This is a genomic window from Streptomyces sp. NPDC004610, assembly GCF_040609715.1.
GTDB lineage: Bacteria > Actinomycetota > Actinomycetes > Streptomycetales > Streptomycetaceae > Streptomyces.
Genome location: NZ_JBEXLA010000021.1, coordinates 146165 through 168413 on the forward strand (window position 1 = coordinate 146165; position 22249 = coordinate 168413).

Genomic DNA, 22249 nt, shown 5'->3' on the forward strand with positions numbered 1-22249 from the left:
GGCTACTCCCCCGACCCCACCAGCTGAGGAATCTCCTGCGTCGCGAACCACAGCAGTTCATGGTCCTCAGCCCCGTCCACCACGAACTGCGCGTCGTCGTCCCCGGCGTCCGCCGCCGCCAGCGCCTCCACCGCCGCCGCCACGTCCGCCACCGCGTCCCCGGCGTCGACATGCACGGCCGCCGCCTTGCCCAGCGCCACCGTTCCCGCTCCCGCTCCCGCTCCCGCTCCCGCGATCCGTACCTCGCCCAGCACCGCCGGATCCAGCCCCCGGTCGGGGTCCGCGACCGCCGTCCCGTCCGGCACGTCCACCGCGACCACCACCCGCCGCCGGACGGCGTCCGGATCGGCCGCGATCAACCGCAGCGAGGCCAGCGCCGCCCGGTTCAGCGCCGCGTACTCCAGTTCCTCGATGTCGTCGGAGACGTACCACTCGCGCAGACCGGGCGTCACCGCGTAGGCGACGAGGGACCCGGTCCCCAGCTCACCCGTCTTGTACGCCTCGGCGAGACCGGAGAGGGTCAGGGGGACGTAGACACGCATGGCGGGCCGCTTTCGTGGTCGGGAGGGCTCACAGCACCCCGGCGAGGGCCGGGGAAAGCCACCGGAACGCCCTTCAGGATACGTCCGGGGGTCCCCTTTCGAGTCCCTGCCCAGCGGCTCGCTGACGTCAGCGCGGCGCCCCGAAATTCACCACCCACCCCCACCTCACCAGGCAGGACGCGGCCACGATCACCCGGATAGGTGAATCCGGTGCGGGCGTACTCCCGCTCCGGCCCCCACTTGCCGCCCCGTACCCCCTCCGTACAAGATCCCCAACAGGAAGTTACCGCCCGGTACGAACCGGGCCGGCCGAACGGGGATCACCATGAACAAGGTCATGACCAGGGCAGAGGCCCGACGCCCGCGCCCGGCAGGAACACCGGCACCGAGCCGACGGGAGGGCCAGTACCCCGCACGCACCCGCCCGCCGGGCCGCCGGGACTCCCGCCGCCCCGGCAGCGCCCCACCCCGCTTCCCCGGCGTAAGGCGACCGGGCACGGGCCCGGACCCGGCCGCCACCACCACCGTTGCCACCGGCATTGCCACCACCGCCACCACGAACCCACCGCCCACCCCCACGCCCTCCGTCCCTCCCCGCCCCCACCCCGGCCTCGCCACCGAACCCATTGCCGAGCGCCTCCTCGCCGTCCTGAGCGGTCGCCGCCCCGTTCACTACATGCTCGGCCTCACCTCCGGCCGCGCCTACGACGAACTGGCCTGGCTGGCCGAACGCGGCCCTCTGCGCACCCCGCAGGGCATCCGCCCCGTCCTCCGCGAGATCGGCTGGTACGAGGCCCGTCCCGGCGCCTTCGAGGTCTTCGCCCGGATCGGCGCCGGTGACCGGCTGCACGCGATGGCCTTCCGCCTGGAACAGGGCGACGACCGCCGCTGGCGCTGCACAGCCGTGGACCTGGGAGCCCAGCACCGACCGGACCAGCCCCACACCCACACCTAGCCCCAAGACCCGGCCCACACCCACACCCAGCCCCACCCCACACTCACGCCCAACCCCAACCCCAACCCCAACCCACACCCAGCCCCGGCTCCAGTCCCAAACCCAACCCCACCGAACCCCCTGCCCCCGGGCACGCCGAAGGGCCGGTCTCCCCGAGGAGACCGGCCCTCCACCGGCTACGGCGCTGTACGCGCCCGAACCGTCACGCAGCCGTACTCAGCCGCACTCAGGCGTACTCAGCCACACTCAGCCGTCACTTCTTGCGGCGCCGCCCGCCCCGCGCCTGCTTGCGCCGCTCCGCGCGGGTCAGACCGTCGGCCTCGGAGCGCACCGGCTCGTCGTCGTCGGTGAAGTCGCCCTCGATGGTGCCGCCCTCGCCGTCCACGGTCGGCGCGGAGAAGTGCAGGTTCCGCCGCTGCGGGGCGTCCAGCCCCTTGGCGCGGATCTCGGGGCGCGCGCCCGCCTGCGCGGGCACCGCGTCCTGCTTGTCCAGGCTCGGCTTGGCGTCCTCGACGGGGACCTCCTCGACCTGCTGCTCGACCTGGACCTCCAGGTTGAACAGATAGCCGACGGACTCCTCCTTGATGCCCTCCATCATGGCGGTGAACATGTCGAAGCCCTCGCGCTGGTACTCCACCAGCGGGTCCTTCTGCGCCATCGCGCGCAGACCGATGCCCTCCTGGAGGTAGTCCATCTCGTAGAGGTGCTCACGCCACTTGCGGTCCAGCACGCTGAGCACCACCCGGCGCTCCAGCTCACGCATGATCTCGGAGCCGAGCTGCTCCTCCCGCGCCTCGTACTGCGCGGTGATGTCGTCCTTGATGGAGTCGGCGATGAACTCGGCGGTCAGCCCGGCCCGGTCCCCGGCCTCCTCCTCCAGCTCGTCGACGGTGACCTTCACCGGGTAGAGCTGCTTGAAGGCGCCCCACAGCCGGTCCAGGTCCCAGTCCTCGGCGAAGCCCTCGGCGGTCTCGGCCCCGACATAGGCGTCGATGGTGTCGTCCATGAAGTGCTTGACCTGCTCCTGGAGATCCTCGCCCTCCAGGACGCGGCGGCGCTCGCCGTAGATGACCTCACGCTGCCGGTTGAGGACCTCGTCGTACTTCAGGACGTTCTTACGGGTCTCGAAGTTCTGCTGCTCGACCTGCGACTGGGCGGACGCGATGGCGCGGGTGACCATCTTGTTCTCGATCGGCACATCGTCCGGCACATTCGCCATGGACATCACGCGCTCGACCATCTGCGCCTTGAACAGCCGCATCAGATCGTCACCGAGGGAGAGGTAGAAGCGGGACTCGCCAGGGTCGCCCTGACGGCCGGAACGGCCGCGCAGCTGGTTGTCGATCCGGCGCGACTCATGCCGCTCGGTGCCCAGCACATAGAGGCCGCCCAGGTCCTTGACCTCGTCGAACTCGGTCTGCACGGCGGCCTCGGCACGCTCCAGGGCGTCCGGCAGGGCCGCCGCCCACTCCTCGATGTGCTCCTCGGGGTCCAGACCGCGCTGACGCAGGTCGGCCTCGGCGAGGTCGTCCGGGTTGCCGCCCAGCTTGATGTCCGTACCACGGCCGGCCATGTTGGTGGCCACGGTCACCGCGCCCCTGCGGCCCGCCTGGGCGACGATCTGCGCCTCCCGGTCGTGCTGCTTGGCGTTGAGCACCTCGTGCTGGATACCGCGCTTGGACAGCTGCTGCGAGAGGTACTCGGACTTCTCGACCGAGGTGGTGCCGACCAGGATCGGCTGGCCCTTCTCGTGCTTCTCGGCGATGTCGTCGACCACCGCGTCGAACTTGGCGACCTCGGTGCGGTAGATCAGGTCCGACTGGTCCTTGCGGACCATCGGCCGGTTGGTCGGGATGGGCACCACGCCGAGCTTGTAGATCTGGTGGAACTCGGCGGCCTCGGTCATCGCCGTACCGGTCATGCCGGAGAGCTTGCTGTAGAGGCGGAAGAAGTTCTGGAGGGTGATCGTGGCGAGCGTCTGGTTCTCGTCCTTGATCGGCACCTCCTCCTTCGCCTCGATCGCCTGGTGCATGCCCTCGTTGTAGCGGCGGCCGGCCAGGATACGGCCGGTGTGCTCGTCGACGATCATGACCTCGCCGTCGATGACGACGTAGTCCTTGTCCTTCTTGAACAGTTCCTTCGCCTTGATGGCGTTGTTCAGATAACCCACCAGCGGGGTGTTCACCGACTCGTAGAGGTTGTCGATGCCCAGCCAGTCCTCGACCTTGCTGACGCCGGACTCATGGATCGCGACCGTGCGCTTCTTCTCGTCGACGTCGTAGTCGCCGGTCTCCTCGATGCCCTTCAGCGGCTGGCCCGCGTCACCGCGCTTGAGGCGGCGCACCAGCTTGGCGAAGTCGCCGTACCACTTGGTGGCCTGGTCGGCGGGGCCGGAGATGATCAGCGGCGTACGGGCCTCGTCGATGAGGATGGAGTCGACCTCGTCGACCACCGCGAAGTTGTGGCCGCGCTGGACGAGTTCATCCTTCGACCAGGCCATGTTGTCGCGCAGGTAGTCGAAACCGAACTCGTTGTTCGTGCCATAGGTGATGTCGCAGTTGTACTGCTCACGGCGCTGGGCCGGGGTCATGTTGGCGAGGATGCAGCCCACGTCCAGGCCGAGGAACTTGTGGACGCGGCCCATCATCTCGGAGTCACGCTCGGCCAGATAGTCATTAACCGTGATCAGGTGCACACCGTCACCCGACAGCGCGTTCAGATACGTCGGCAGCGTGCCGACCAGGGTCTTGCCCTCGCCGGTCTTCATCTCGGCGACATAGCCGAGGTGCAGGGCGGCGCCACCCATGATCTGCACGTCGTAGTGCCGCTGGCCGAGGACGCGCTTGGCGGCCTCCCGGACGGTGGCGAACGCCTCGGGCAGCAGGTCGTCCAGGGTCTCACCGTCGATGTAGCGCTGCTTGTACTCATCGGTGAGGGCCCGCAGCTCGGCGTCGGAGAGGTCGACGAAGTCCTCTTCGATGGAGTTGACCTGGTCCGCGATGCGGTGCAGCTTGCGCAGGATCTTGCCTTCGCCTGCACGCATGATCTTCGAGAGGACGGACACGGGGGTTGATCTCCTTGCCGGTCGGGCCTGGGGAGGGTCGGTTTCCATTGGACGTGACGGAGCAACGGCCATCGTATGCGAGGACCCACCCGCACCGGGAGGCCCGCAGAACCGACAGCGACCGCCGTCTTCACATCCGCAGCTGACACCGGGCGCGAACACCGCCACGAACCGGCCCGGCGGTACTCCCGATCGGCCGGCGATCCACCCGTTCACAAGGCACAACGGCCGGGGTTCACGGATGGTGCCGCATCCGGGCGGACAATTTCGCGAATCGTGATCACACGATCACACACGGCAAAGAGATGGCGCCCCTTCCGCGACCCCCGCAGAATCTGCCAATGGAACCCGTCACCCTCAGCACCGACCGGCTGCGGCTGCGCGCGGCCGACCCGGCCGACACGGCCGCGGTGTACGCCGCCTGCCAGGACCCCGAGATCCAGCGCTGGACCACGATCCCCACGCCCTACCTCCCCGAACACGCCGAGAGCTTCGTCTCGCAGACGTCGCCCGAGGGCTGGGCGGCCGGCTCGATGTTCACCTTCGGCGTCTTCCTCCCCGACGGCGACCTGACCGGCATGCTCGGCATCACCATGCACTCCCTCGGCGTCGGCGAGATCGGCTTCTGGGCCGTCAAGGACCACCGAGGCCGGGGCTACACCACCGAGGCCGCCCTGGCCGCCGTCCGCTGGGCGTTCGTCCACGCGCGCGTGGACCGCGTCGAGTGGCGCGCCGAGGTCGGCAACCACGCCTCGCGCGCGGTCGCCGAGAAGGCCGGTTTCACCGTCGAGGGCGTCCTGCGCTCCGGCATGAACAACAACGGCGTCCGCCGCGACTGCTGGATCGGCTCCCTGCTCCCCAGCGACCTGGGCCTCCCCTCGACCGCCCCCTACCTCCCGGCCCCCCGCCCCTGACCCCGCCCGCATCTCGCACAAAGCCGCAGGTCAGCCCGGACTGTCAGAGCCACCGTCTATCGTGCGGGACATGACGACCCCGCGCCCCCTCGCAGAGCTGTCCGCCGCAGAGGCCCGCCGAATCGTCCTGCGCGCACAGGGCTTCCTCGGCTCCCCCGACCGCCGGGCCGGCGTCCGCGGCGTCCTGCGTCACCTCGGCGCGGTCCAGCTCGACACCATCTCGGTCCTCGCCCGCTCCCACGAACTCGTGCCGTACGCGCGCCTGGGCGCGGTCGGCCGCAAGACGGTGGACCAGGCGTACTGGACCGACACCCACGCCTTCGAGTACTGGTCCCACGCGGCCTGCATCCTGCCCATCGAGGAATGGCCGCACTTCGCGTTCCGCCGCCGCGCCTACCGCAACCGCCCGCACTGGGGCCACGACCTCCCGGACGGCACCTACGACCAGGTCATCAAACAGCTCCGCGCCGAGGGCCCCCTCACCGCGACCGAGCTGGGCGGCGCCAAACGCACCAGCGAGTGGTGGGACTGGTCCGGCGCCAAGGTCGCCGTGGAGCGCGCCCTGATGTACGGCGAGGTGGTCTGCGTCGAGCGCCGCGGCTGGAAGCGCGTGTACGACCTCGCCGAGCGCGCCGTCCCCCAGCATCTGCTGCACGACGACCTGGACGACACCGAGTGCCTGCGCCGACTGGTCCGGCTGGCCGGCGAGGCCCTGGGCGTCGGCACCCGCGCGGACCTCGCCGACTACCACCGCCTCAAGGGCGAGCAGGTGGACGCGGTGATCGCCGACTCCGGCCTGGTCCCGGTCACCGTCGCCGGCTGGGCCAAACCCGCCTGGGCCGACCCCGCGGCCCTGGAGACCACCCCGCGCGGCCGACACCGTACGACGCTGCTGTCGCCGTTCGACTCCCTGGTCTGGGAGCGGGCGCGCACCGAGCGGATCTTCGGCTTCACCCACCGCCTGGAGGCATATGTCCCCAAGCCGAAGCGGATCCACGGCTACTTCGCGATGCCCGTGCTGTCCGGCGGCGCGCTCATCGGCCGGGTCGACCCCGCCCGCGAGGGCAGCACCCTGGTCGCCAGACAGACCACCCTCGACGGCCCCAAGGCCGTCCCCGGCGTCGCCCAGGCCCTGGTCGAGGCGGCGAGCTGGGTGAACTGCACCGACGTACGCGTCGAACGCGTCGACGCGCCGGAGCTGCGCGACGCCCTCACCGCGGAGCTGGCGCGGCTCCTGGCCTGACCACCCCGACCGCCCGACGGCGGCCCCGGCCGCCGCCCGCGTCAGCGGATCTCAAGGATCTTCTCCCGCATCGCGTACACCACCGCTTCCATCCGGGAGTGCAGCTGGAGCTTCTCCAGGATGTTGCGCACATGGTTCTTCACGGTGTTCTCGGAGATGAACAGCTCCTTGGCGATGTCCCGGTTGTTCATCCCCGTGGCGACCAGCTTCAGCACCTCCAGCTCGCGGTCGGTCAACCGCGGCGCGGGCACCAGCCGGCGCTCGTCGGTGCGCTGGATCATCGACTTGAACTCCGTGAGCAGCTTGGACGCCATCGACGGGCTGATCTGGGACTGGCCGTCGGCCACCGCCCGGATCGCCGTGGCCACCTCGTCGGTGGAGATCTCCTTGAGCAGATAGCCGGTCGCGCCGGCCTTGATCGCGTCGTAGAGATCGGCTTCCTCGTCGCTTATCGTCAGCATGATGATCTTGGCGCTGGGGGCCACCTCCTTGATGGAGGTGCACGCCTCGATACCGCCGCGCTTGGGCATCCGGACATCCATCAGCACGATGTCGGGCAGCAGATCGGCCGCCTTGTCGACCGCCTCGGCGCCGTCCCCGGCCTCACCGACGACCTGGATGTCCTCCTCGGCGGCGAGCACGATCTCCAGCCCGCGCCGGAACAGGGCGTGATCGTCGACGACCAGGACACGGATCGGCTCCTTGCGGGACGCGCCCGGGTCCGGGTCCTCGTCCGCGACGCCCTCATGGGCGGCACCCGCCGCATGCATCGGTCCGAAGCTGTCCGCCATCGTTCCTCCCCCTGAAGGCTGTGGCCTGTGATCCTGTGCCATCGCCAACCCAGAGCAACGGCCCACCTGTTGTGCCGTTGCGGCCATGATTTCATGCCCGGACGACACCGCGGTCACGGAGCGGGGCGCGAACCGGTCGCACCGGTGCCCCTGGGGGCGCACGCGCTCACCAGGGGCACCGGCATCACTGCCGTCCGCGAAGGTCAACCACCCAGCGAGCCGCCCGCGTCGGGCGACGGCGCCTGGGTGACCATGGTGTCCGTACGCAGATGGATCACGCCGTAGTCGTAGGCGTGGCGCCGGTAGACGACGCTGGGCTCCTTGGTCTCGGAGTCGACGAACAGATAGAAGTCGTGCCCGACCAGCTCCATCTCGTAGAGAGCCTGGTCAAGGGTCATCGGGGAAGCGACGTGGGTCTTCTCGCGGACCACGAGGGGGCCGTCGCCCTGCACTTCGAGCGAGCCGAACTTCTTCGTGGGCACCTCGGGCTCGTCGGCCTCGAAGGTGCGGTCATTGCCATTGAGCGTCGCGGCTCCCGGAACATGGTCGGGAACCTCCGCCGCCGTCAGCCTGCGGACACCCCGGCGCGTGTGGCGCTTGTCGTGCTCCCTGCGCAGCCGGGCATCCAGCTTCTCCGCCGCGAGGTCCAGCGCGGCGTACGGGTCGCTGGCCGCGGCCTCCGCCCGGATCACCGGACCGCGGGAGCGGAGCGTGATCTCCACCCGGTCACTGCGGTCGGCCTGTCGGGGGTTGGGCTCCTTGGACACCTCGACGTCGAGGCTGATCACCTTGCCGTCGAGCTTCTGGATCTTCTCCAGCTTCAGCTTCTCGGCCACGTGCTTGCGGAACCGCTCGGGCACCTCGGTCTTGCGGCCCTTGACGACGATGTCCACGCAGAACTCCGTTCCCGGATCGCCCCGCTTCGGTGGCGGAGCATCTCCCTTGTGCACCAGGTCCCGGGAGGCCCCGGAACCTCGGACTCGGTGACGTCCACCTCCTCCTCCCCCATGGGCGGGATCTCCAGCCCGCCGGCCCCGGGTCATTGCAGAAAACCCGCAGCACGGCATTCGGATTCGCGAGGTACGGCCAGCGGCTTTCTCTCACAACCGAACATATCTCGCCCGGACGGATGTCGTCACCCTCTACTGCCGCGTACCCCCGTTCCAGAGAATTGACCCTCTCACTACCTGCAACGATGCGACTTCGCGGACAGTTCCTACTTCATTTCGAAAGAATCGGGCGGCGCCGCGACCACGGCCGCGGAGATCACCTCTCCGACTCCTTTCCTTACCGGCCTTCCCTGCCCATTCCGCTTCCCGCCCACACCCGCCGCCATGCCCCCTGTTTCACCCCGAACGGCCCTTGCGCCCAGCGCGGCACGCACCGCCCGAGCCGCCTCCGCCAGCGACGCACCCGTCGTCATCACGTCATCCACCAGCACAATCCGGCCATCCAGCAGCAGTCCGTCCGCCCCCCGCGCCACCGTCAGAGCCCCCGCCAGATTCGCCCACCGCTCAGCCGGACCCAGCCCCGCCTGATCCGCCACCGCCCGCCGCTGCCGCAGCACCGACACCACCCGCGCCGCCACCCCGCCCCGCCGCAGCTCCCCGGCCGCCGCGAACGCGATCCGCCGGGCGGGATCGTGACCGCGGGCGCGGGTGGTGGGGCGGGAGGAGGGGAGGGGGATTAGGAGGAGGGGGTGAGGGTGGGGGTGAGAGGGGGAGTAGCGGGGGGCGGGGTACCGGGGTTCTGGGGCCCCCTCCCCCTCCCCCTCCCCCTCCCCACCCCCACCCCCCTCACCCACCCCCGCCACTCCCACCACCCCCCGCACCGCCCCCGCCAGCGCCGCCCCCAACGGCCCCGCCAGTCCCAGCGCGCCCCGCTCCTTGTGCGCGAGCAGCGCGGCCCGTACCTCGTCCGCGTACCGTCCCGCCGCGAACACGGCCGGCAGCCCGGACGGCTCCGGCACCGGCCGCACCCGGCGCGGCACGCCCCCACTGAGCGCCGTACGGCATCGGGCGCACAGCACCGCCCGTGGTACCCCGCAGCCGCCGCACTCGGCCGGCAGCACCAGGTCGGTCAGGTCCCGCCACCAGCCCCGCATGGAGATCACTGTGCCAAGAGGGAACCCCCTCACGCCACCCCTGTGGACAACCCCTGTGGATAACTAAAAACCCGCTGCTCAGACAGCCTGCCCCCTGTCCACGACAGCACCAGAGCCAGCGCCAGAACGAAAACCCGAACCAAAACCAGAACCACCGCCCCCACACACAAACCCACCCCGCCCGCACACCCCCTCACCCGGGATAGACCGGCGACGACCCCTCCGTGACCACCTTTTGCCACTGCGCCCCGCTGGCCATCCGAACGATGCCGTCCTCGGAGTACGCCACCAGCGGAAGATGGTCGTCCTCGGTGGCGGCGATGTTCTGAACGCCGGTGAGGGCGTCGGGGGCGGCGGTCTCCGGGGTGGAGCCGTCGACCTGGACGTACGAGATCTGCTGGACGCCCTCCTCCGCGCGTCCGACCACCACGAGGCGGCTGTCACCGGCCCAGGACATGGTGGTGATCTCGGACAACTGAGGTGTCGCGGAGCGCAGTTCACGGACGGTCACGGACGGTGTCTCACCGGGCTTGGAGTCCCGTTCGATCCGCCCGATGAGCAGCGACTGGCCTTCGTCGTTCCCGACAACCAGCGCGATGCGCACCCCGTCGGCGGCGACCCGTACGGACTCGATACGGCCGTCCAGACCCGGGGTCGCGACCTGGACGGGCTCGCCCTCGCCGTCCGGGAAGAGGAGGAGCCGTGCGTTCTTGGGGTCGCGGTCGGCGATCCACAGGTCGCCGTGGATGTCCCAGCTGGGCGCGGTGAGCCGGTCGGTCTCGGTCTTGCCCCGGCTGATGACGAGGGGCTCGGGAGGCGGTTCCTGGGCGTCGAGGGAGCTGAGGAAGAGGCCCTTGCCGTCGATACCGACGCCGGCCGCCTGGTTCTCGTCGCGCGAGACGGCCACGGACCGCAGTTCGCGACCCCCTTCGCCGAGGGTGCCGGGGACTGCTTCGGCGGTGGTGGTCTTGCTGTTGCTGGGGAGGCGGACGAGGCGGTGGTCGCCGTCGAGGAAGTAGAGGTAGCCGGGCTGTTCGGCGGAGCCGCGCGCGGCCACCTCGTCGGCGCCCTCCTCGGAGAGCGAGCACAGCTGGCTGGTGCCCGACCGGAGTTCGATCTGGTCGATGCCGGGGGTCAGGGCGCGCAGGGTGAACAGCAGTTGCGCGGCCATCTCGTGGCACTTGGTGATGCTGACGTCGGCGGCCCGGTCGTTGAGGGGGACGGTGAGCTTGTTCTGGTCGTCGGGCGCCAGGGCGGCGTCCTTCGTCAGGGCCGTGCCGCTCGGGAAGCTGGAGCGGACGACCTGGTCGAGCCAGGTGGTGGGGCCGGCCAGCAGGGAGTTCACCATCTGGGTCATGGGGTCGACCCGGCGCCGGATGTAGACGGGGTCGGCGACGGCGGCGGGCTTCGCGCCGCTCGCGGCGGCGGTGTCGGAGGCGAAGTAGTACTTGTCGGCGGAGGTGTAGTTGCGCTGGAAGTCGGACTGGCCCATGACGACGCCCGGCGGTGGTCCGTCGATGCGCCACTGCCCGGTCTCGCGGTCCTTGGTGAGGTGTACCTGCCGGGCGTAGTCGCCGTCGGCGGGCGCGTAGGACTGCTGGTCGTCGACGCGCGCGACGCGTTGGCCGGTCAGGGTGAACGAGTGTTCGTTGGCGTCCTCGCGTCCGCCCGCGGGGTCGGCGGTGGTGGCGGGTCCATCGGCGAGGACCGTGGTGGACGCCTCGGGCCGCCATTCGCGGGCCGCGTCGGGCGTCAGATACAGCTTGGCGGTCTCGTAGTGCGGGTCGTCGCTGGTCAGCGCCTCCAGGAAGCCCTGGACGATGTCCGGCGGCGCGGCGTCCTCACGCGGCGGCACGGCGAAGACCCGGACCTGGGTGTCCTGGCGCGGGGTGTTCTCGACGCCGCGCAGATCGCCCTGGTCGGGCATGGAGGCACATCCGGCGAGCAGTACGGCGCTCCCGGCGGCGTACGCCAGCGCACGCGAGGGCCTCATGCGCGGGGCGCGCTGCCGCGGGACGAGCCCCGGAACCGCGCGCCGCACGCCCCCCGCGCGTCGCCCTGATCCAGTCTCCGCGTCCACGCGCCGCGCCGCCTCACCCCGCGCAGGGTTGTCACGGCCACCACTCACGCGCCGCTCTCCCTCACCGTCACCGCTCACCCACCGCCGCTCTCCCTCACGGTCACCGCCCACGCGTCGCCTCCCCTTGCCGCTGCTCCGCCTGGCTGGCCGCCCGTCCCTCGGAACGCTCCCGAGCCCGCTCCCCAGCGGGACCACCCCACGCCCCCTCCGCACCGGAACCGGAACCGGACACAGAGGCCGACCCAGAGGACGTAGAACCGGAACCGGAAGCCGACCCAGAAGACACGGAACCGGAACCAGAACCGGAACCGCCACCCACCCCCTCACCCGGCACCCGCCCCCCAGACGGCACGGCAGGCCGCGGCACCACACGCGCCCCGCTCCCGGGCAGAGCCGTCGGGTCGGCGGTGGGCGCCGCCATCGGGCGGGTGAGGGGCGATATCTCGCCGGTGGGCTGGACCGGCACCGTGGCGGTCTTCTCGCCGCCCCGCGGGAGCCCGGCCTCGCCGAGGCCGCGGTTGCGGCGGGAGTCCTTGGGTTCCAGGGGTATCGGGGAGCCGCGCAGGGGCTCGTCCGCGGTTCTGGGCAGCGTCAGCCGGAACTGGGAGCCGCCGCCGGGCTCCCCCCACGCCTGGAGCCAGCCGCCGTGCAGCCGGGCGTCCTCCAGGGCGATGGACAGGCCGAGGCCGGTGCCGCCGGTGGTTCGCGCGCGGGCGGGGTCGGCGCGCCAGAAGCGGTTGAAGACGCGGGTGGCCTCGCCGGGCTTGAGGCCGACGCCGTAGTCGCGTACGGCGACGGCGACCGCGCCGCCCGCGGAGGCGAGCTTGACCACGACGTCTTTGCCCTCGCCGTGCTCGACGGCGTTGACGACCAGGTTGCGCAGCACCCGCTCCAGGCGCCGCGCGTCGGCCTCGGCGACCACGGGCTGCTGGTCGCCGATGACGCGTATGTGGGTGCCCTTGCGCTCGGCGAGGGGTTCGGCCCCGCTGACGACGCGCCGCACGACCTCGCGCAGGTCTATGGCGTCGGCCTCCAGGGCGGCGGCTCCGGCGTCGAAGCGGCTGATCTCCAGCAGGTCGGCCAGCAGTGACTCGAAGCGGTCGAGCTGGTCGGCGAGGAGTTCCGCGGACCGCGCGGTGATGGGGTCGAAGTCGACGCGGGCCTCATGGATGACGTCGGCGGCCATCCGGACGGTGGTCAGGGGGGTGCGCAGTTCGTGCGAGACATCGGACACGAACCGGCGCTGCATCCGCGACAGATCCTCCAGCTGCTGGATCTTGAGCTGAAGATTCTGCGCCATTTTGTTGAAGGCTTCGCCCAGCCGGGCGATGTCGTCCTCGCCGGTGACCTTCATCCGTTCCTGGAGGCGTCCGGCGGAGAGCCGTTCGGCGATCCCGGCGGCCATGCGTACGGGGGTGACGACCTGGCGGACGACCAGCCAGGCGATGGCGCCGAGCAGGACGACCACGAAGAGCCCGGCGGTGGCGAGGGTGTTCTTGACCAGGCTGAGGGACTTCTCCTCCTGGGTGAGGGGGAAGAGGTAGTACAGCTGGTAGGGGTCGCCGTTGGGGTCGTCGACCTCCTTGCCGATGACCAGGGCGGGCTGGGCTTCCTTGTCGACGCCGCTGTAGATGATGCGGCTGTAGCTCTGTGCGGCGGCGGTGCTGGCGTTGACGCGGGCGCGCAGGTCCTCGGGGACGCTCGTGTTGGGGTCGACGCCGCCGGAGGCGCGCGGGCCGCGTCCGTTGCCGGTGTCGTCGCCTGCGGGCAGGGTGACGACGTCGAAGGCGCCCTGTCCGCCGCTGGACAGGGAGGAGACGAGGTCGCTCATCCAGGGGATGACGTTCGGCGCGGGTCGTCCGCCGACGGTGGCGGGGTCGTCGCCGGGTGCGGCGGCGGCCTCGTCGGCGCGCTGTTTGGCGACGGCGAAGCCGCCGGTGGCCTGGCTCTGGGACGCCTTCACCTTGGCTTCGAGCAGTCCGTTGCGCACCTGGCCGATGACGACGAATCCGAGCAGCAGGACCACGCCGAGTGACATCAGCAGGGTGGTGGCGACGACCTTGAGCTGGATGTTGCGCCGCCACAGCCGCATCACGGGCAGCAGCGGCCGGCGCACCCAGCGCATGAACAGCCGCAGGACGGGGCTGCCCTGGACCCCGCCCTGGAGGAGTCCGCCCGCCAGGAGGCGGCCCCAGCGGGAGCCCGGCGCCTTCCGGCCGACAGGCCGCCCCGCGCGGGCCCCGGAACTGCCGGGGGCCGAAGCGGCGCTGTCCCCGGACATGTCAGCTCGGCCCGGCCTTGTAGCCGACACCACGGACGGTCACCACGATCTCGGGGCGCTCGGGGTCCTTCTCGACCTTGGACCGCAGTCGCTGCACATGCACATTGACCAGCCGGGTGTCGGCGGCGTGCCGGTAGCCCCAGACCTGCTCCAGGAGCACCTCGCGGGTGAAGACCTGCCAGGGCTTGCGGGCCAGCGCGACCAGCAGATCGAACTCCAGCGGGGTCAGCGCGATGGACTGCCCGTCCCGCTTCACGGAGTGCCCGGCGACATCGATCACCAGGTCCCCGATGGCGAGCTGCTCCGGCGCGGGCTCCTCGGACCGCCGCAGCCGCGCCCTGATCCGGGCCACCAGTTCCTTGGGCTTGAACGGCTTGACGATGTAGTCATCGGCCCCGGACTCAAGGCCGACCACCACATCCACGGTGTCGCTCTTGGCCGTCAGCATCACGATCGGCACCCCGGACTCCGCCCTGATCAGACGGCACACCTCGATACCGTCCCGCCCCGGCAGCATCAGATCGAGCAGCACCAGATCGGGCTTGGCCTCCCGGAACGCGGCCAGCGCCTTGTCACCGTCGGCTACGAAAGACGGCTCAAAACCTTCACCACGCAGCACAATGCCGAGCATCTCGGCCAGTGCGGTGTCGTCGTCGACGACAAGGACTCGTCCCTTCATAAACGACATCATCCCATTCTCATAACGGTGGCGAAGGTGCAGGTGAGACACGTCACTGCCTCGTGACCATAGCCGTACGCGACCGTCACTGTCTGCCCCTGTCCGCGCTCCCCGAGGTCAGCCCCACCCCAGCACCCGGCCACCGCCCCCGGCCCTCACCCCCGGAACAGGCCGATTCCGCCCCGAAAACCCCGCTGAAGAAACACCCCCCACCCGATTCACCACCGCGAAGCCATGCCCTCCACCTCACCCGACCCCGACCCCGCCCCTCACCCGACCTCCCCAACCCGGCCTCTCACCCGACCCGGCCTCTCACCGGATCTCACCCAACCCCGCCCTCACCCCGCCCCCGGCCCGCGCGCACAGCTCCGCCAGCCCCTCCCCCGTCACCGGCGACACCACCCCCTCCTCGGTCACGATCGCCGTGATCAGCTCCGGCGGTGTGACATCGAACGCCGGGTTGTACGCCTGCGTGCCCAGCGGCGCCAGCGGCACCCCGCCCCCGGCGCCCGCCCCGGTCCCCGACGCCTGCGGTGCCGCGATCTCCGTCACCTCGAACCCGGCCCGCTGCTCGACCTCGATCGACGCCCCGTCCGCGGTGTCCGGGTCGACCGTCGTCACCGGCGCCACCACCAGGAACGGCACATGGTGGTACCGGGCGAGCACGGCCAGCGGATAACTCCCCACCTTGTTCGCCACCGAGCCGTCCGCCGCGATCCGGTCGGCGCCTATCAGCACCGCGTCCACCTCCCCGGCCGAGAACAGCGACCCCGCCGCGTTGTCCGTGAGCAGCGTGTACGCCATGCCGCTGCGGGCCGCCTCGTACGCGGTGAGCCGGGCGCCCTGGAGCAGCGGCCGGGTCTCGTCCACCCACAGCCGCCGCAGCCGCCCCTCGCGGTGCGCGGCGAGCGCGACGGCGAACGCCGTGCCCTCGCCGCCCGACACCAGCGACCCGGTGTTGCAGTGGGTGAGGATGCGGTGCCCGCCGCCCGGGAGCAGCTCGTCGAGCAGCGCGAGCCCGTGCGCGGCCATGCGGCGGCTGGCCTCGGCGTCCTCCCGGTGCAGTCGCCGGGCGGCGTCCAGGGTGGCCGTGGCGGCCCGCCCGGGGTCTCCGGTGGCGGCGAGCGCGTCCCGGTGCGCGGCCAGGGCCCGCCGCACGCCCAGGGACAGGTTCACGGCGGTGGGCCGGGCTCCGGCCAGCGCGGCGGCGGCCTCGTCCACGTCGAAGCCGCGCGCGGCGGCGAGCGCGACGCCGTACGCCCCGGCGATCCCGAGGAGCGGTGCCCCGCGCACGGCGAGCGTGCGGATCGCCTCGACCAGCGCGGGCGCGTCCGTGCACACCAGCTCGGCCTCCTCGGCGGGCAGCCTGGTCTGGTCCAGCAGGACCACGACGGGCCCCTCGGGTGGCTCGTCCCAGCGGATCGCCGGGATGTCGGTGGACCGGTTGTCGGTGGGCCGGTTGTCCTCGCCGGATTGCGCGTACTGATCAGCCATGCGGTCAGTCTGCCCCGTACCGCGCGGACAATTGAAGGTGCGCAGCCCCTACCGCGGCCGGTCCCCCGGGAAGGGGCCCATGGCACGATGTTGGCCAACCCGCCGCCGCGAGAGCGGCCGGGCACTGTGAAGGAGCGACGATGAACGACACTCCGGGCTGGGCTTCGCCCGGATCCGCCCCGTCCGACGGCCCGTCCGACGGGCGGGAACCCGGCGCGTCCGGCCCGGACGGCTCGGCCGGGCCCTCCGACCGTCCCGGCCCCGGACAGCCCGCCGCCCAGCCGGGCGCGGATCCGCAGAGCCCCGGTCCGCAGTGGTCCAAGGAGCAGCCACCCCCAGCGCAGTGGTCGGCGCCCGCAGGCGCGCAGCAGCCGACCCAGGCCCCGCCACCGCCCCCCGGCCCGACCGTCCAGGGCTGGGGCCCGCCCCCCGGAGCCCCTGGAGCCCCTGGAGCCCCCGGTGCTCCGGGCACTCCCGGCGCCTGGGGACCCCCCACAGGCGGCCCGCCCGCCGACCCCACCGCCCCCGGCACCCCTCAGCCCGGCCCCACCGCGCCCGGCACTCCCCCACCCGCCCCCGGCGCCCCCGGCGCCCTTGGAGGCCCCCCCGCCCCCGGCTGGGGCAACGCCCCCGGCTACGGCGGCTACCAGCCCTACGGCGCCTGGGGCACCCCCTGGGGCGGCCCTCCGCCCGCCGCGAAGCCCGGCATCATCCCGCTGCGCCCGCTCGGCGTCGGCGAGATCCTCGACGGCGCGGTCTCCACCATGCGCACCTACTGGCGCACGGTCCTCGGCATCTCCCTGACCGTCGCGGTCCTCACCGAGATCGTCATCGTCCTGCTCCAGGGCTTTCTCCTGAACGACCTCCTGGACACCTCCGCCATCGACGACCCCAGTGCCAGCGTCGGCGAACTCGCCCGCGCGCTGGGCGAGGCGATGGCCGCGAACGTCGTCGTCTTCGTGATCTCCCTGATCGGCACCGTCGCCGCGACCGCCCTGCTGACCACGGTCACCAGCCGCGCGGTGCTCGGCAAGCCCGTGACCACCGGGGAGGCGTGGCGCGACGCCCGCCCTCAGGTGCTGCGGCTGTTCGGCCTGATCTTCCTGCTGGTGCTGATCGGCCTCGGCATCATCGCCGTCGGAACCCTGCCCAGCGTCCTGGTCGCCGCGTCGGGCGGGGGCGGCGGGGCCTTCGCCCTGTCCCTGCTGGTGCTCCTCGGTGCCGCCGTGGTCGCGGTGTGGGTGTGGGTCCGCTTCTCCCTCGCCTCGCCCGCCCTGATGCTGGAGAAGCAGAGCATCACCAAGGCCATGGGCCGCTCCGCGAAACTCGTACACGGCTCCTGGTGGCGGATCTTCGGTATTCAACTTCTCGCCGTGATCATCGCCAATGTCATCGCCATGATCATTGTGGTCCCGTTCGCCCTCGCCGGTGCCATGGCCGACGGCGACAGCCTCACCGCGTTCGTCGAGTCCGGCACCGGCCTGGGCTGGACGTTCCTCGTCATCAGCGGCATCGGCTCGGTGATCGGCTCCATGATCACCTTCCCGATCACGGCCGGCGTGACCGTGCTCCTCTACATCGACCAGCGCATCCGCCGCGAGGCCCTCGACCTCGACCTGGCCCGCGCCGCCGGTGTCCAGGGCTACACCGGCACCGCCCCCAGGAGCTGATGCGGTGAGTCCGGCGGGGGGATCTGCCCTGACCCAGGCCACGCAGTCGGCACTCTCGGCCCTGCCGACGCTGCCGCGCGACGCCGACGAACCACCGCTCACCGTCCCGCGCGCGCCCGCGCGCGAGGCGGCCGAGCGCGAACTCGCCAAGCGCATGTACCACAACGACGACCCCGGGCTGTTCGAACGCGCCCTGGACAGGTTCTGGGAGTGGCTGGACGACCTGTTCAACTCGGCGTCGGCCGCCACCCCCGGCGGCACCATCGGCCTCGTCGTCGTCATCCTGGTCGTCGTGGCCCTCCTGGCCGCCCTGTGGTGGCGCCTGGGCACCCCCCGCCGGCCTCCCGTCTCCACCGCCGCCCTGTTCGACGACCGCCCCCGCAGCGCCGCCGACCACCGCGCCGCCGCCGAGGCCCACGCCGCCCAGGGCCACTGGAACCAGGCCGTCCAGGAACGCATGCGCGCCATCGTCCGTTCCCTGGAGGAACGCGCCCTCCTGGACATCCGCCCCGGCCGCACCGCCGACGAGGCCGCCGCCGAAGCGGGCCGCTCCCTGCCCGCCCACGCCGACCGACTCCGCGCCGCCGCCCGCGACTTCGACGACGTCACATACGGCGGCCGTACGGCCACCAGGGCACCGTACGAGCGCATCGCGGCGCTCGACCACGACCTCGACCGCACCAAACCCCACCTCACCAGCGCCAGTGCGAGCACCGGCACCACCAGCAGCACGGACCGCACCACCCGCCAGGGAGCCGCCGGATGACCACCGAGGCCACGCTCCCCGCCACCTCGGCCTCGCCCACCCCGCGCCAACTGTGGACCCGCGGCCGGGGCATCGCCCTCGCCCTCGTACTCCTCGTCGCGGGCGCCATCGCCATCGCGCTGGTCCGCTCCGACGCCGAGCACGGCAGCCTCGATCCACGCTCCACCGACGCACAGGGCAGCCGCGCCCTCGCCGAACTCCTCGCCGAACGAGGCGTCTCCACGCGCGTGGTGACCACCCTCGACGAGGCCGGCGCCGCCACCGGCCCCGACACCACCCTCCTGGTCGCCGACCCCGACCTGCTCACCCCCGCCCAGCAGTCCCGCCTCCACGAGGACACCGCCACCTCCGGTGGCCGCACGGTCCTGATCGCCGCCGGCATCTCCTCCGTCGAGCGCCTCGCCCCCGGCATCTACGTCGACCCCGCCATCAGCCTCGACACCACGCTCGACCCCGGCTGCGCCCTCCCCGAGGCCGACCGCGCGGGCCCCGCCGAGACCGGCGGCCTGCGCTACTCGACCACCCACCCCGAGGCCGACGAGTGCTACCTCAGCGAGCGCCTGGCCACCCTCGTCCGCCTCCCCCAGCCCTCCGGAGGCGGCGACACCGTTCTGCTCGGCGCGCCCGACATCCTGTTCAACGACCGCCTCGACCAGCAGGGCAACGCCTCGCTGGCTCTCCAACTCCTCGGCTCCCGCCCCCATCTGACCTGGTACCTCCCCTCCCTCTCCGACACCACCGCCACCACGGACGGCGAACGCGGCTTCTTCGACCTGATCCCCTCCGGCTGGCTCTGGGGCACCCTGCAACTCTTCATCGCCGCGGCCCTCGCCGCCCTCTGGCGGGCACGCCGACTCGGCCCTCTCGTACCGGAGAAACTCCCCGTCGCGATCCGCGCCTCCGAAACCGTCGAAGGCCGCGCCCGCCTCTACCGCAAGGCGAACGCCCGCGACCGCGCGGCAGCCGCTCTCCGCTCCACGACCCGCACCCGCCTCGCCCCCCTGGTAGGACTCCCCGTCTCCCGGGCGGACACGCCCGAGGCCCTGCTCCCGGCCCTGTCCGCCCGCCTCCGGAGCGGCACCCAGGACCTGCACACCCTCCTCTTCGGCCCCGCGCCCACCGACGACCGGGCCCTGATCACCCTCGCCGACCAACTCGACGCCCTCGAAAGAGAGGTACGCCGTCCATGATGGACCCGACCACTGACAACGCCGGGCCGAGCGGGGACCCGGGCTCCGCCCGCGCCTCTCTCGAAGCCCTGCGCGCCGAGATCGCCAAGGCCGTGGTCGGCCAGGATCCCGCCGTGACCGGCCTCGTCGTCGCCCTGCTGTGCCGCGGCCACGTCCTGCTCGAAGGCGTCCCCGGCGTCGCCAAGACCCTCCTGATCCGCGCGCTGGCCGCATCCCTCGAACTCGACACCAAACGCGTCCAGTTCACCCCCGACCTCATGCCCAGCGACGTCACCGGCTCCCTGGTCTACGACGCCCGCACCGCCGAGTTCTCCTTCCAGCCCGGCCCGGTCTTCACCCACCTCCTCCTCGCCGACGAGATCAACCGCACACCCCCCAAGACCCAGTCCTCCCTCCTGGAAGCCATGGAGGAACGCCAGGTCACGGTCGACGGCACCCCCCGCCCCCTCCCCGACCCGTTCCTGGTGGCCGCCACCCAGAACCCGGTCGAGTACGAGGGCACCTACCCCCTCCCCGAAGCCCAGCTGGACCGTTTCCTCCTCAAGCTCACCATCCCCCTCCCCTCCCGCCAGGACGAGATCAACGTCCTCACCCGCCACGCCGAGGGCTTCAACCCCCGCGACCTCCAGGCCGCCGGCATCCGCCCCGTAGCGGGCCCCGCCGCCCTGGAAGCGGCCCGCGCGGCCGTCGCCAAGACCACCGTCTCCCCCGAGATCACGGCCTACGTCGTCGACATCTGCCGCGCCACCCGCGAGTCGCCGTCCCTCACCCTGGGCGTCTCCCCGCGCGGCGCCACCGCCCTGCTGGCCACCTCGCGCGCGTGGGCCTGGCTCACCGGCCGCGACTACGTCATCCCCGACGACGTCAAGGCCCTCGCCCTGCCCACCCTCCGCCACCGCGTCCAGCTCCGCGCGGAGGCCGAGATGGAGGGCGTGACGGCCGACTCCGTCATCAACGCGATCCTCTCCCACGTCCCCGTCCCCCGCTGATGGCCCTCAGCGGACGCGCCGCGCTCCTGGCGGCCCTGGGCTCCCTCCCCGTCGGCCTCTGGGACCCCAGCTGGACGGGGCTCCTCGCGGTCAACGCCCCCCTGGCCGTCGCCTGCGCCTGCGACTTCGCCCTCGCGGCCCCCGTACGCCGCCTGGGCCTGTCCCGCACCGGCGACACCGCCGCCCGCCTCGGCGAACCCGCGGACATCACCCTGACGGTCACCAACCCGTCCCGCCGCCCCCTGCGCGCCCAGCTCCGCGACGCCTGGCCCCCGAGCACCGCGGCGGAACCCACCCGCCACCGCCTCACCATCCCCCCGGGCGAACGCCGCCGCACCACCATCCGCCTCCGCCCCACCCGCCGAGGCGACCACCAAGCCGACCGCGTCACCATCCGCTCCTATGGCCCCCTCGGCCTCCTGACCCGCCAGGGCACCCACCAGGTCCCCTGGACGGTCCGCGTCCTCCCCCCGTTCACCAGCCGCAAGCACCTCCCCTCAAAACTGGCCCGCCTCCGCGAACTCGACGGCCGCACCAGCGTCCTCACCCGAGGCGAGGGCACCGAATTCGACAGCTTGCGCGAATACGTCCCCGGCGACGACACCCGATCCATCGACTGGCGCGCCACCGCCCGCCAGACCACGGTCGCCGTACGCACCTGGCGCCCCGAACGCGACCGCCACATCCTCTTGGTCCTCGACACCGGCCGCACCTCCGCCGGCCGGGTGGGAGACGCCCCCCGCCTGGACGCCTCCATGGACGCCGCCCTGCTCCTGGCCGCCCTCGCCTCCCGCGCGGGCGACCGGGTGGACCTCCTCGCCTACGACCGCCGAATCCGCTCCCTCATCCAGGGCCGCACGGCCGGCGACCTCCTCCCGTCCCTGGTCAACGCCATGGCCACCCTCGAACCCGAACTCGTCGAAACCGACGCCCGCGGCCTCACCGCCACAGCCCTCCGCACGGCCCCTCGCCGCTCCCTGATCGTCCTTCTGACGACACTCGACGCGCCCCCCGTCGAAGAGGGTCTGCTCCCGGTCCTCCCCCAACTCACCCAGCGCCACACGGTCCTGGTGGCCTCCGTAGCCGACCCCCACATCGCCGGCATGGCCCAGTCCCGCGGCACCATCGACGCCCTCTACGAAGCCGCAGCAGCCGCCCAGGCCCAGTCGGAACGCCACCGCACCTCAGAACAACTACGCCGCCACGGCGTCACGGTCGTAGACGCAACACCTGACCAGCTGGCCCCGGCCCTGGCGGACGCCTACTTGGCCCTCAAAACAGCAGGCCGCCTATAAACGAAAAAGGGCCCGGCAAAACCGGGCCCAATCCAACCAACCAATCCCAAACGCAAGAAAGCCCCGCATCCGAAGATGCGGGGCTTCCCCTCAAAATTTGTTCGGCGGCGTCCTACTCTCCCACCGGGTCCCCCCAGCAGTACCATCGGCGCTGTAAGGCTTAGCTTCCGGGTTCGGAATGTAACCGGGCGT

17 protein-coding genes and 1 rRNA gene are annotated in these 22249 nt (G+C 71.9%); 8 read left to right on the forward strand and 10 right to left on the reverse strand.

The window, feature by feature from the left end; all coding sequences use genetic code 11:
• Window positions 1-2: 2 nt before the first annotated feature.
• Complete coding sequence (locus tag ABZX40_RS23560; protein ID WP_355738406.1) at window positions 3-542, reverse strand: hypothetical protein; 540 nt, start codon at window positions 540-542, stop codon at window positions 3-5.
• 337 nt (window positions 543-879) lie between these two features.
• Between ABZX40_RS23560 and ABZX40_RS23565 the strand changes: the two genes are divergently transcribed.
• On the forward strand, window positions 880-1497 hold the full coding sequence (locus ABZX40_RS23565) for an Rv3235 family protein (RefSeq protein ID WP_355738403.1): 618 nt from the start codon (window positions 880-882) through the stop codon (window positions 1495-1497).
• Between the two features lie 253 nt (window positions 1498-1750).
• Here the strand turns inward: ABZX40_RS23565 and secA are convergent, their stop codons facing one another.
• Window positions 1751-4561 (reverse strand): preprotein translocase subunit SecA, encoded by a 2811-nt coding sequence (gene secA / locus ABZX40_RS23570; protein WP_355738400.1) that lies wholly within the window; start codon window positions 4559-4561, stop codon window positions 1751-1753.
• 341 nt (window positions 4562-4902) lie between these two features.
• Between secA and ABZX40_RS23575 the strand changes: the two genes are divergently transcribed.
• Together ABZX40_RS23575 and ABZX40_RS23580 are read left to right on the forward strand one after the other, a co-directional pair.
• The gene (locus tag ABZX40_RS23575; RefSeq protein WP_355738397.1) at window positions 4903-5475 is read left to right on the forward strand and encodes a GNAT family N-acetyltransferase; all 573 of its coding nucleotides are present in this window, start codon (window positions 4903-4905) and stop codon (window positions 5473-5475) included.
• A gap of 70 nt (window positions 5476-5545) precedes the next feature.
• Window positions 5546-6718, forward strand: a complete 1173-nt coding sequence (locus tag ABZX40_RS23580) for a crosslink repair DNA glycosylase YcaQ family protein (RefSeq protein WP_355738395.1) — start codon at window positions 5546-5548, stop codon at window positions 6716-6718.
• A 41-nt stretch (window positions 6719-6759) separates the two neighbouring features.
• Here ABZX40_RS23580 and ABZX40_RS23585 read toward each other — a convergent pair whose 3' ends face one another.
• The 7 genes from ABZX40_RS23585 to mtnA form a co-directional block, all read right to left on the reverse strand.
• On the reverse strand, window positions 6760-7509 hold the full coding sequence (locus tag ABZX40_RS23585; protein ID WP_355738392.1) for a response regulator transcription factor: 750 nt from the start codon (window positions 7507-7509) through the stop codon (window positions 6760-6762).
• Window positions 7510-7712: 203 nt separating this feature from the next.
• A complete protein-coding gene (gene raiA / locus ABZX40_RS23590; RefSeq protein WP_355738389.1) occupies window positions 7713-8459 on the reverse strand; it encodes a ribosome-associated translation inhibitor RaiA in 747 nt (248 codons plus the stop codon).
• A gap of 266 nt (window positions 8460-8725) precedes the next feature.
• The gene (locus ABZX40_RS23595) at window positions 8726-9613 is read right to left on the reverse strand and encodes a ComF family protein (protein WP_356162651.1); all 888 of its coding nucleotides are present in this window, start codon (window positions 9611-9613) and stop codon (window positions 8726-8728) included.
• A gap of 193 nt (window positions 9614-9806) precedes the next feature.
• Complete coding sequence (locus ABZX40_RS23600) at window positions 9807-11606, reverse strand: LpqB family beta-propeller domain-containing protein (RefSeq protein WP_355751271.1); 1800 nt, start codon at window positions 11604-11606, stop codon at window positions 9807-9809.
• A 187-nt stretch (window positions 11607-11793) separates the two neighbouring features.
• Complete coding sequence (gene mtrB / locus ABZX40_RS23605; RefSeq protein ID WP_355751274.1) at window positions 11794-13974, reverse strand: MtrAB system histidine kinase MtrB; 2181 nt, start codon at window positions 13972-13974, stop codon at window positions 11794-11796.
• Window position 13975: 1 nt separating this feature from the next.
• Window positions 13976-14665 (reverse strand): two-component system response regulator MtrA, encoded by a 690-nt coding sequence (gene mtrA, locus ABZX40_RS23610; protein WP_187283109.1) that lies wholly within the window; start codon window positions 14663-14665, stop codon window positions 13976-13978.
• A gap of 300 nt (window positions 14666-14965) precedes the next feature.
• On the reverse strand, window positions 14966-16147 hold the full coding sequence (gene mtnA, locus ABZX40_RS23615; RefSeq protein WP_355751277.1) for an S-methyl-5-thioribose-1-phosphate isomerase: 1182 nt from the start codon (window positions 16145-16147) through the stop codon (window positions 14966-14968).
• Window positions 16148-16287: 140 nt separating this feature from the next.
• Between mtnA and ABZX40_RS23620 the strand changes: the two genes are divergently transcribed.
• From ABZX40_RS23620 to ABZX40_RS23640, 5 genes are read left to right on the forward strand one after another with little or no spacing between them, the layout of a single operon-like run.
• Window positions 16288-17817 carry a hypothetical protein gene (locus ABZX40_RS23620; protein WP_355751280.1) on the forward strand — a complete coding sequence of 510 codons (1530 nt, stop codon included), beginning with the start codon at window positions 16288-16290 and terminating at the stop codon, window positions 17815-17817.
• A 28-nt stretch (window positions 17818-17845) separates the two neighbouring features.
• Window positions 17846-18583 carry a DUF4129 domain-containing protein gene (locus ABZX40_RS23625; protein ID WP_355751286.1) on the forward strand — a complete coding sequence of 246 codons (738 nt, stop codon included), beginning with the start codon at window positions 17846-17848 and terminating at the stop codon, window positions 18581-18583.
• Window positions 18580-19773: a DUF4350 domain-containing protein gene (locus ABZX40_RS23630; RefSeq protein WP_355751283.1), complete on the forward strand. Its 1194-nt coding sequence runs from the start codon at window positions 18580-18582 to the stop codon at window positions 19771-19773. The genes ABZX40_RS23625 and ABZX40_RS23630 overlap by 4 nt, the downstream gene beginning before the upstream one ends.
• Window positions 19773-20762: a MoxR family ATPase gene (locus tag ABZX40_RS23635; RefSeq protein WP_355751289.1), complete on the forward strand. Its 990-nt coding sequence runs from the start codon at window positions 19773-19775 to the stop codon at window positions 20760-20762. Before ABZX40_RS23630 ends, ABZX40_RS23635 begins: the two co-directional genes overlap by 1 nt.
• Window positions 20762-22057 (forward strand): DUF58 domain-containing protein, encoded by a 1296-nt coding sequence (locus ABZX40_RS23640; RefSeq protein WP_355751284.1) that lies wholly within the window; start codon window positions 20762-20764, stop codon window positions 22055-22057. Before ABZX40_RS23635 ends, ABZX40_RS23640 begins: the two co-directional genes overlap by 1 nt.
• Window positions 22058-22156: 99 nt before the next feature.
• On the opposite strand, the gene rrf is transcribed toward ABZX40_RS23640, so the two are convergent.
• Window positions 22157-22249: ribosomal RNA gene (gene rrf, locus ABZX40_RS23645) — 5S ribosomal RNA — on the reverse strand; the annotation flags it as partial.

Bases quoted from the DNA above. Each gene is read 5' to 3' on its own strand.
- ABZX40_RS23560 (WP_355738406.1), bottom strand. From the start codon at position 542: ATGCGTGTCTACGTCCCCCTGACCCTCTCCGGTCTCGCCGAGGCGTAC.
- ABZX40_RS23565 (WP_355738403.1), top strand. From the start codon at position 880: ATGACCAGGGCAGAGGCCCGACGCCCGCGCCCGGCAGGAACACCGGCA.
- ABZX40_RS23575 (WP_355738397.1), top strand. From the start codon at position 4,903: ATGGAACCCGTCACCCTCAGCACCGACCGGCTGCGGCTGCGCGCGGCC.
- ABZX40_RS23580 (WP_355738395.1), top strand. From the start codon at position 5,546: ATGACGACCCCGCGCCCCCTCGCAGAGCTGTCCGCCGCAGAGGCCCGC.
- ABZX40_RS23585 (WP_355738392.1), bottom strand. From the start codon at position 7,509: ATGGCGGACAGCTTCGGACCGATGCATGCGGCGGGTGCCGCCCATGAG.
- ABZX40_RS23595 (WP_356162651.1), bottom strand. From the start codon at position 9,613: ATGCGGGGCTGGTGGCGGGACCTGACCGACCTGGTGCTGCCGGCCGAG.
- ABZX40_RS23600 (WP_355751271.1), bottom strand. From the start codon at position 11,606: ATGAGGCCCTCGCGTGCGCTGGCGTACGCCGCCGGGAGCGCCGTACTG.
- mtrB (WP_355751274.1), bottom strand. From the start codon at position 13,974: ATGTCCGGGGACAGCGCCGCTTCGGCCCCCGGCAGTTCCGGGGCCCGC.
- mtrA (WP_187283109.1), bottom strand. From the start codon at position 14,665: ATGATGTCGTTTATGAAGGGACGAGTCCTTGTCGTCGACGACGACACC.
- mtnA (WP_355751277.1), bottom strand. From the start codon at position 16,147: ATGGCTGATCAGTACGCGCAATCCGGCGAGGACAACCGGCCCACCGAC.
- ABZX40_RS23620 (WP_355751280.1), top strand. From the start codon at position 16,288: ATGAACGACACTCCGGGCTGGGCTTCGCCCGGATCCGCCCCGTCCGAC.
- ABZX40_RS23630 (WP_355751283.1), top strand. From the start codon at position 18,580: ATGACCACCGAGGCCACGCTCCCCGCCACCTCGGCCTCGCCCACCCCG.
- ABZX40_RS23635 (WP_355751289.1), top strand. From the start codon at position 19,773: ATGGACCCGACCACTGACAACGCCGGGCCGAGCGGGGACCCGGGCTCC.
- ABZX40_RS23640 (WP_355751284.1), top strand. From the start codon at position 20,762: ATGGCCCTCAGCGGACGCGCCGCGCTCCTGGCGGCCCTGGGCTCCCTC.